The sequence below is a fragment of the Aedoeadaptatus nemausensis genome (assembly GCF_903819165.1).
Taxonomy (GTDB): Bacteria; Bacillota; Clostridia; order Tissierellales; family Peptoniphilaceae; genus Aedoeadaptatus; species Aedoeadaptatus nemausensis.
This window is the reverse complement of sequence record NZ_CAIJCS010000067.1, coordinates 1-2677: the sequence shown is the minus strand read 5'-3', so window position 1 is coordinate 2677 and position 2677 is coordinate 1. Positions and strand designations below refer to the sequence as shown.

The following is a 2677-nucleotide window of genomic DNA, read 5'->3' as shown; positions in this document are numbered from 1 at the left end:
CGTAAGAATTTAAGAAGTGGAGGTAGGTAATGACCTAACCCAAAATCTATGATTTTGTTGGTAGGTCAGATGCAGTCTCACCCCATGAACAAGGAGCAAGCGACGCAGTGAATGGAGGTGTAGTCGTATAATGAAATATCAATCATATTTAATTATTGAAGGAGTAGACCTACCTCTACCAAATTCTTATGATTTGGAGTTTAGAGATATAGAAGCAGATACTGGAGGAGAAACAGAAGCAGGCACTATTCAAAGGGATATTGTTAGAAATAAAGTAGCAAGTATTTCTGTAGGTTTTTCTTGTAGTCCTAAACTTGTGAAAATATTGAGTGGTCTTGCTAACAAGTCTAATCTTAAAGTTAAATTCTTAGATACAGAAACGTTGGAACTAAAAGAGACACAAATGTATATGGACAAGTTTCAAGTCAAATTAATAAAAGATACTTCTTATAAAGGATTGTGGGAAGTATCTTTTTCATTGGAGGAGTACTAATGTATCCAACAAGCAATGAATATAAAACAGTTATAAAAAAGAACTCTCGTAAATTTTACTGGACGGGAAATATCATCTTAAAAGATGAAACTACTATCCCCTTTACCAATAAAGATATTCTTAAAGGGTCTGGATACATTCATCGTTCATGCTCTGGATCTTCTGAACTTGAAATAGGTACAGTTTATGCTGGAGAGTTTGGAATCAGTCTTTTTTCAGATATAGATAGGTATTCTCTAGAAGATTCCAAATTAGAACTATTCTATCATCAAGAATTAGAGAATAAAAAGATAGAAACCATACCAATGGGAATCTTTGATGTCACTGAGGCAAATAGGTCTAAGAAGATTTTAGAACTAAAAGGCTATGACTATATGCTTAGATTTGATAAGAATTTCCCAGTAACAGATACCTTTGGTACAGCTTTTGAATTACTTACATTATCATGTGAGAAGTGCAAGGTAGAACTAGGTATGACAGAAGATGAGGTGAAAGCTTTTGTAAATGGTGAGGAAGTTTTGGCAATTTATCAAGACCATGATATAGAAACCTACAGAGACTTTATTCACTATATAGCATCGACTCTTGGTGCTTTTGCTGGGGTTTCTCGTGAAGGGAAATTAGTTTTAAAGAAGTATGCAGAAAGTATATCAACTGAAATTAAAACGAGAGAAAGATTTTCTTCGTCAATATCAGATTTTAAGACAAGATATACAGCCATCAACTCAACAAATGCAAAGACTAAAATAGCTGAATACTATTCTTTAGAAAATGATGATGGGCTAACTATGAATCTTGGAATAAATCCAATGATGCAATTAGGACTTCCAGAAAAAAGAAAAAGAATGTGTGAGGCTCTTCTTACTGAAATTTGCAAAATTCATCACACACCTTTTGATATGGTAACTATAGGAGACCCAAGTCTTGATGTTGGAGATAGGATAGCTATTTCTTATGAAGAAGAAAAAATTGAAGGACTTATTACTGACATAGAATACAAAATAAATAGCAAGCATAGAATTCTTGGTGTAGGAAAAAATCCCTATTTATCTAAAGCTAAGAGTAAGAATGATAAGAATATAGTAGGACTGTTAAATCAAATTGAATCTGAAAAATTAGTAGTTCATGCCTACTCCAATTATTCTGCCTTTAATCTTTCTACCACAGGCACGCCGATAATTCGTATAGAATTTGCCTCCAATAAAGAAACGGAGGCAATTTTTAATGCATCTATCTTGTTAAATATAATTTGTGACACTGAAGAAAAAACTAGAAAGATATCAAGAAAGGTTAAGAAACAAGTAGAGGTTTTAAATGAAGAAGGGAAATCCTATGACCCTCCAAAGTTTGAAGAAAAAGAGGAAGTAGAAGAATTAGACTTTATTGAAAATGTAGAAATACCTACAAGGCTTGTTGTTACTTACATTTTTAATGATACGAAAATAGAACATCATATTCCAAAAGAAACCTACTTAAGTGGTGACCACATTCTAAATCTTTTTTATCCACTAACTAAACTTCAGGAAAAGACAATGAACAATTTCTCGGTATTAATTAGGCTTGAATCAGGTAAGGCTATGATTGGAAAAGATAATGCTATCGCAGCTATATCTGGTCAGTCTCTTGGTTCTACAGAGGCTTGGGATGGAAAACTTAAGATTGATGAATCTTGGAAGAAGATAGAACTTAGTCATTCATTCCTGCTTAGGAAATTGAAAGCTGAATACAAAGTCGAAAGACAAGTTCCAAGGTCACTAGTATTTAATGAAAAGGTAGGAAGATTTAAATATCAAGGATTGATGCTTGGAAAATATAAAGAAAATATCACTACAGAATTTAAAGATAAGGAGGAAGGAAATGCTCAAGGGTAAATCAGTCATTGAACTAACTGATGTGAGGACAAATAAGAAGGAGATATATGAAGATGAAAACTTAATAACGAATGCAGTCCCAGATTTATTAAGACTGAATCCATCAGGGCTTATGTATCCGATATTTAAAACCAATGCAGAGGAATATAAGGAAGAAATATTTCCAATATCAAATAAGTGTTATGGGGGAATCTTGTTATTTGAAAATCCTCTTGATGAAGATTCAAATAAATATATAGCACCTGCAAATAATAAGATAATTGGATATGCATCGAATGATGTTAATTCAACAGATGCACCAAAAAGAGGCTCT

At 32.9% G+C, this 2677-nt stretch carries 2 protein-coding genes and 1 pseudogene; all 3 read left to right on the top strand.

Annotated features, from left to right (window positions below; translation table 11 throughout):
• Nucleotides 1-130 precede the first annotated feature (130 nt).
• Nucleotides 131-493 (top strand): hypothetical protein, encoded by a 363-nt coding sequence (locus tag PEPTYR26121_RS08945; RefSeq protein ID WP_036755972.1) that lies wholly within the window; start codon nucleotides 131-133, stop codon nucleotides 491-493.
• Nucleotides 493-2364, top strand: coding sequence for a hypothetical protein (locus PEPTYR26121_RS08940; protein WP_180501077.1), 1872 nt, complete (start codon nucleotides 493-495; stop codon nucleotides 2362-2364). The genes PEPTYR26121_RS08945 and PEPTYR26121_RS08940 overlap by 1 nt, the downstream gene beginning before the upstream one ends.
• Nucleotides 2351-2677 (top strand): annotated as a pseudogene (locus PEPTYR26121_RS08935) (hypothetical protein); the annotation flags it as partial. The gene PEPTYR26121_RS08940 and the pseudogene PEPTYR26121_RS08935, both read left to right, overlap by 14 nt.